Raw genomic sequence first — 6,945 nt, 5'->3', positions numbered from 1 at the left:
AATATAAAAAGTGAGAAATAAGGGGGTGCAATAAAACAATTTTCATCTAAATGCCTGATAGATAATGGAGTGTAGAGTTTAAGATTAAACCCGTCCAGACCGCTTAAATTGCTAAAGCTCCAAGAAATTGGAGCTTTTTTTGGCAATAAAAATTAGTTGTGTTGTTTGACAGATGTAGTAGTCTGTCACATAGGTAGTAGAGTTGAAATCTTTCAACTTTATCCAATGGAAAGCTTTCCTTTTTTCTTAACCGAAGATTGGGATGCTTTTTTGTTTTAGGGTGGTTTGTGAATTTTTCGGGAATCATCAATAAGCCATCAAAAAGGGGTATAATTCGGGGACACTTCAAAATTCAAAAGGGGACAATGTATCTGTCTCAAAATCAACAAAATAAAATATTTAAAATTTATAAAAACTAATACTTATGCAAGTAAATAGGGTGACCATTTTATATGTCATATATAAGAGCAGAAAAAGGAAAGATGGTTGTACTTCTCTTAATTGTAGAATTACCTATCAAAACAAAAGAAAAGAGTTTGCTACAGGATATTATTTAAAAGCCCAAAATTGGGATAATAAAAACCAAGTAGTTAAGCCAACAGAAACAGAACACAACTTTTTAAATACACAGTTAAGCCTGATTAAGACACAAATTAATCAGGCTTTTTTATTACTACAGGTTAATGAAATTACTTTTGATGTAGATGATATCTTTAGGAAATATACAGGAGAGGAGGTTAAGCCTGATGTTGGGATTTATGAGGTGTACACATTATTCTTGAAGTATTTACAGAAATTAATTAATAAGGAGTTGAATGAAGACACGTATCTGAAATATGTTACATATGGTAAACATCTAAAAGAATTTATCAAATGGAAATATAACTCTAGGGATGTAAAAATATCATCTGTTAAAAGTAGTTTTATTGAGCATTACGAGTATTATCTCAAGACAGAGAAGGGTTTTGCTCAGGTAACCTTGAATAAGGTTATTCAGAGGTTCAGAAGGTCTATTAAATATGCAATTTCTGAGGATTACTTAACTAAAGACCCATTCATGTTATACAAGGCGAGAAGAGTGAAGAAAGAGGTTGTATATCTGTCACAAGCAGAACTTTTAAAGTTAGAGAATCAGACCTTTGATATTAACAGAATACAACAGATTAAAGACATGTTTGTATTTTGTTGTTATACTGGTTTAGCCTTTAAGGAAATGATTGGATTGACTAAGAAGGATGTTATATTGGAATTTGATGGTAATCTATGGATTAATGTCCATCCAGGCGCTTCAGTGACAATAACTTTTTTTTTCCTTATCATGTACAGGAATACTATATAAGTCCTCGCTTATACAGGTAAACACGCCTCCACTATCTACTTTTCAACTCTGGTTTTTTAGATTGCAATAGTTTCCATGGCCTTCTGCAATAACAGATTTCCCTCTTCATTTTCTTTAAAAAAACTTGGCATTAAATTCTTATTGAGTTAAAATCTTTTGTAAATTCATTAATAATAATTTGTAGGGTAGGCTATATTGCTAACGTGGCACGTTTGAAAACTCGAATAGAATGCACCGTAATTTAAAACAAATATTAAATGATGTAGATGACAACAAGTTTGTCCAGAGACTAGACGAGAACGCATTAATTTGTACGTTTAATCTTCAGGGCGACTTTACTTATATTAGCGAAGCATTTTGTTCTTTATTAGGCTATAGCAATTCTCAATTGCTATCTAGTAATATAGATTTGCTTTACCCGCGCACGTCACAAAAAAAAGAGATTTTCAATTGGCGTGAGATTCTGGCACAAAATAGGAATTGGTCAGGAAAAATTAATTTCCTGACTAAGAATGGAAAATTAATTGAACTAGAAGGCCACGTGTCTCCACTTTCAATGGCTAATGGGGAGAAAGTAAATTTTTATGGTGCATTTAAATTAAACTCGGAACATGTAGATTTTGACGACCATATAAAAAACGATTCCAGTTATAAATGGTTTTTTGAAAAAAGTCCCATTCCAAAATCGCTCATTTGTTTAAATAGTTTACAATATATTGATGTCAATAAATCTTGGGAAACATATACAGGATTTAATAAGGAGGATGTTGTAAATCGGGTTCAAAATGAATTAGAATTTCACGACTGCATAAATTTAGAATTTTTGGAGACATTTAAAGCTAATAATGAAGCGTCTTTTCAGATTGATAAGGCAAAGCTCAGTATAAAGTCTAAAGAGAAAAGATATGCCATTCTTACGTTCGAGAAAATTTATATTAATGGCGACGCCTATTTGCTTGAAATTATAAACGATATCACAGAAAGGTTAAGATATCAAAAAGAATTAAAAGACACGTCTAAAAGTTCTATTCTAAAAAAAGATACTATTTTAAAACTTGCTGGATTAGTTGGGGAGGATTTAGATTATGTTTTTCAGGAAATTACAGCGCTTTCCTCCAAGACGTTGCAAGTAGAACGTGTAAGTATTTGGAGTTTTAATAAATTGAAAACAGAATTGCGTTGTGAAAAATCGTATGGCTTTAACGCAAAAGGAAATCTAAATAAAATAAAATTTAAGATAGAAAGTTTCTCTAATTATTTCAAGGCTCTATTTAAGAATTTTACCATACTGGCAGACGATGCGCTAAACGATAAAAGAACTAAAGATTTCTCCAAAAACTATCTTGGACCCCTTGGAATTAGGTCTGTTTTAGATGTATTAATCCAAGGGCCTGATGGTTATTTTGGTGTGCTTTCTTTCGAGCAAGTTGGAGTTGTAAAAGAATGGACCACAGAAGATGAGGAGTTTGCAACTTCTATTTCTAATATTATTTCTCTTGCCATTGAAAGAAATGAACGTCATGAAGCCGAAATCCAATTATTAAAGTCCAATGAGAAATTAGTAACCCTTAATGCAGAACTGAATAAACTTAAAAGAGAGCTCGAGCAAGAAAACATCTATTTGCGTGAAGAAATTGATTTGGTTTTTAACTACGAAGAAATGGTTTATGGAAGTGCCGCTTTTAGTCAAGTGCTTACTGAAGTCGAGCAGGTTGCCAATACAGATGCTACCGTATTGCTTTTAGGCGAATCTGGAACGGGTAAGGAGTTGATAGCACGAGCAATCCATAATATTAGTAACAGAAAAAGCAAGCCTTTAATTAAGGTGAATTGTGCAGCTATTCCAAAAGAACTATTAGAAAGTGAATTGTTTGGACACAAACAAGGATCCTTTACTGGAGCCATTAAGGACAAATTAGGGAAGTTTCAATTAGCCGATGGGGGCACCTTGTTTTTAGACGAAATAGGGGAATTACCTCTGGATATGCAACCCAAATTATTGCGAGCCATTCAAGAGTCCGAAATAGAGCAAATAGGAGGCACAGAAACCATAAAGGTGGATATTCGTATTATTGCGGCTACCAATAGAAACCTTGAAAAAGCTATTAAGGAGAATACCTTCCGGGAAGATTTATATTTTAGAATTAATGTATTTCCTATTACCATTCCTCCATTACGGGAGCGGGTAGAAGATATTCCTATCCTTATCGAACATTTCGCTAATAAATTTAGCAAATTATATAAAAAGAATATCAAATACATTTCGGAGGCTACTAAAAGCGACTTACAATCTTATCCTTGGCCTGGAAATATTCGTGAACTTGAAAATTTAATAGAACGGGCGGTTATCTTATCTAATAACGACACGTTAAATATTCCTAATTTCAAATCCTCTGAAAAGGAATCTTTAATATCCTCTACCGTTTTATCTCTCGACGATGTTCTTAGAATCCATATAAAAAGGGTTTTGAACGAGTGCGACTGGAAAATTGAAGGCCAAGATGGTGCTGCCGAATTACTTGGTTTGAAGCCCAGCACTTTACGAGATAGAATTAACAAATTAGGCATCCAAAAATCCTAGGAAATTTCATTTTTCCGTGGAACTTCCTTTCGTCGAACATTTTCCACGGCATACCGTGACTTGTTTTTTTGTAGGTTTATTCTGTTTATTTTGCAACAAGCTTGTCATCAGTATGTTGTCCTGTATAGAAAGTGCCTTTCTTTTGTTTGGCACGCATGTTGGAATAGTCATATCATGAAAGCCCCAAAAAATCAAGTGAATGAACAACCTAATATTAAACGAGTCCGAGAAAGTTAAATTTCGGATTGAAAATGGTGTGTTAATTTGCGAGTTTAGTGATGTTAGTTGCAGATTGACAGAAAACAAGATTAAAACCTATATCCATCACATTGAAATAATTGCACAAGGTAAGCCCATGCCTTTTCTTATCAACATTAAAAGTTTTGTTGGCAGTTTTTCAATTCCCGCAGCAAAATTATTTGCAAACAGTCCGGTTTTAAAAAAAATAAGAATTTCAGAAGCTTTTGTAGTAGATACACTAAATGGAAAACTCCTCGTAAATTCTTACAAGAGAATTTACGAGCCAGAAACCACTTTTCAGGTTTTTAGTACAGTTGAAGATGCATTCGTGTTTTGTGTAGAATCTAAAAATAAATTTTATGCAAGACAAAATTAAAAATAACTTATTAAAGCAACAGGATTCAGACTTGTTGGCATCTTTAAAAAACCATGTTATCATTGCCCTCACAGATAACAAGGGAAAGCTTATATATGCCAATGAGAAGTTTTCAGACCTTCTTGGGGTTACAAAAGAAAACACCCTGGGAAGATGCAACCACTTATTAAAATCGCATGTGCCAAATAGAGCATCCTATGTAGAGATTTGGAGTACCCTACAAGCAGGAGAAGCTTGGAAGGGAGTTCTTCCTCACAAAACAAATACCAAAAAGTATTGGTTAGAAACTACTATTAAGCCTTTAAAAAACAATCAGGGAGATGTTGTTAAATATTTGACACTTTGTAACGATATCTCTAATTATTACAGCCATCCGGTTTATTCTAAGGAAAAACATCTAATTGGAAATTTCGCAAACGAAACGATATATATCAACAAATGTGGAAAAATAATCAATACGTCCAGAAGTGTTTTTAATTCTTCCAATGATAGCTTTGTTGGGTGTTTTATTTATGATTTTGTCAATCCTTCTGATCAGGAGTATCTTAGAAAGGAAGTGAAAAGAGTTTTTGATACTGGCGAAACTAGTAAGTATAAGTCCATAGGACTGTGTCCAAAGGAAAAGGAAACCACTTTTATCACAAAAATAAAACCAGTAGTCAATCTTCATGACGAAATAATTTATGCAACCATTAGCTCTAAAAAGCTGAAAGCCAAGGTTAAGGCAAAAGACGAGCTAAAAGCCATGGAATTGAAATACAGTAATATATTCCAATCTATTAATGTTGGAATTATTGTAGTAGCCAATAGCTCTGGAGATATTATTGAATGGAATAAAGGAGCTGAACTTGCTTTTGGTTACACCGAAACCCAAATTATTGGAGAGCCATTAACAGTTTTAATTTCCAAAAAGCATGTAGCAACAGGAGTTAAAGAGCTTTTGAAAGCAGTAGAGAAACTTGATAACAACATGTACGGTGAAAATATTGAAATGCTGGGTCTTAAAAAAAATGGTCAAGAATTTCCGGTGGAATTTACCATTAGCCATTGGAAAAATGGAGAAGAAGATTTCTATTGTGCCATCATGCTAGACATTTCGAAGAGAAAAAAACTAGAAGAAAAATTAAAAACCACGACCAAAGACCTGGAATTGTTTTTATATCGAGCGGCACACGACTTAAAAGCACCTTTAACGTCGGCTGAAGGCTTATTGAATCTGTTAAAAGAGGAGAAAATGAATGACAGATCGACTCAAGTTATTGATATGTTAGATGAAACCCTGGAAAAGAGTCGCTCGTTATTGGATGATTTAGCTTTTGCTTCCATTGTTTCTGAAAAAAAGAGAGCTATTTCTATTATAGATTTTGAAACGGAAATTTCGAAAGTGCTTACGCAACTAAAAGGAACTGAAAACTTTGATAATATCGTGTTTGAAACGGACATCCAGCAAACAACTGATTTCCACTTTAACCAAGAACTTATAAAATTTGTTTTTCAGAATCTCATTCAAAATGCAATAATATATTCTAGGCCAATAACAGATAATCATATTCCTAAAATTCAAATAGAGGTCAAGGCTTTAGATGCAAATACCCATATAATTATTACCGATAATGGTCAAGGAATAGGCCAGGAACATATAGATAAAATTTTTAATCTCTATTATAAAATAAGTAGTAGAAACCCTCAGAGTACGGGATTAGGACTGTTTGTTATAAAACGAATAGTAGAAGATTTAAATGGAGATATATTAGTTAAAAGTGAATTAAACCAAGGAACTTCATTTGAAGTAATTTTACCAAATCTATTTTAAAAATAAATATAAAAAATGATAAAGAATGTAATGCTGATTGACGATAACAAAATAGATCTTTTTATTAATCAACGAATTATAGAAAAATATAATTCTGAGATCAATACAAGGGTTTTTACAAGCGCGATATCAGCTATTAGCTTTTTAAAAATTTTGGAATTAAATGTCGGAATAAAATCGTTAACAGTGCCAGATGTCATTTTAGTCGATATTAATATGCCAGAAATGGATGGCTTTACTTTTTTTAAAGAGTTTAAGCAACTCCGTCTACTAGAAAAGTATGCCATAGAAGTTTATATGGTTTCGTCTTCCATTTGTCCAAGTGATATTTTTAAAGCCCAAAAAGAAAATAATTGCTCAGGTTATATTATGAAACCTTTAACTGTCGATAAATTTAAAAGTGTCGTACATAAATCTGTAAGCATTAATCAAGAACAAAACTTTAAAGAAATAATTTAAACAACAACCCCAAATTTTAACCTAAACCTAATAACATGAATTACAAACCTACTCTTTTCTTATTTTTCAGTTTGGGTATTTGCTTTCTGGCGAATGCACAAATTGTAAATAAAGGCGTGCTTAAAATTTCGTCGGGC

At 32.8% G+C, this 6,945-nt stretch carries 5 protein-coding genes; all 5 read left to right on the top strand.

Going from position 1 to position 6,945, the window contains the following annotated elements; all coding sequences use genetic code 11:
• Positions 1–424: 424 nt before the first annotated feature.
• Positions 425–1,339, top strand: coding sequence for a site-specific integrase (locus VKY47_RS01450; RefSeq protein WP_324309768.1), 915 nt, complete (start codon positions 425–427; stop codon positions 1,337–1,339).
• 229 nt (positions 1,340–1,568) lie between these two features.
• Positions 1,569–3,920 carry a sigma 54-interacting transcriptional regulator gene (locus VKY47_RS01445; RefSeq protein WP_324309767.1) on the top strand — a complete coding sequence of 784 codons (2,352 nt, stop codon included), beginning with the start codon at positions 1,569–1,571 and terminating at the stop codon, positions 3,918–3,920.
• 199 nt (positions 3,921–4,119) lie between these two features.
• Positions 4,120–4,536 carry a DUF7793 family protein gene (locus VKY47_RS01440; protein ID WP_324309766.1) on the top strand — a complete coding sequence of 139 codons (417 nt, stop codon included), beginning with the start codon at positions 4,120–4,122 and terminating at the stop codon, positions 4,534–4,536.
• Positions 4,520–6,349, top strand: a complete 1,830-nt coding sequence (locus VKY47_RS01435) for a PAS domain-containing protein (RefSeq protein ID WP_324309764.1) — start codon at positions 4,520–4,522, stop codon at positions 6,347–6,349. Before VKY47_RS01440 ends, VKY47_RS01435 begins: the two co-directional genes overlap by 17 nt.
• Positions 6,350–6,364: 15 nt before the next feature.
• On the top strand, positions 6,365–6,808 hold the full coding sequence (locus VKY47_RS01430; RefSeq protein ID WP_324309763.1) for a response regulator: 444 nt from the start codon (positions 6,365–6,367) through the stop codon (positions 6,806–6,808).
• Positions 6,809–6,945: the final 137 nt, after the last annotated feature.

Origin of the sequence: Xanthomarina sp., assembly GCF_035306705.1 — a bacterium.
Taxonomy (GTDB): Bacteria; Bacteroidota; Bacteroidia; order Flavobacteriales; family Flavobacteriaceae; genus Xanthomarina.
This window is presented reverse-complemented; position numbering and strand designations above follow the sequence as displayed.

Excerpts from the sequence above, each read along its gene's own strand:
- VKY47_RS01440 (WP_324309766.1), top strand. The coding sequence starts at position 4,120 with ATGAACAACCTAATATTAAACGAGTCCGAGAAAGTTAAATTTCGGATT.
- VKY47_RS01435 (WP_324309764.1), top strand. The coding sequence starts at position 4,520 with ATGCAAGACAAAATTAAAAATAACTTATTAAAGCAACAGGATTCAGAC.
- VKY47_RS01445 (WP_324309767.1), top strand. The coding sequence starts at position 1,569 with ATGCACCGTAATTTAAAACAAATATTAAATGATGTAGATGACAACAAG.
- VKY47_RS01430 (WP_324309763.1), top strand. The coding sequence starts at position 6,365 with ATGATAAAGAATGTAATGCTGATTGACGATAACAAAATAGATCTTTTT.
- VKY47_RS01450 (WP_324309768.1), top strand. The coding sequence starts at position 425 with ATGCAAGTAAATAGGGTGACCATTTTATATGTCATATATAAGAGCAGA.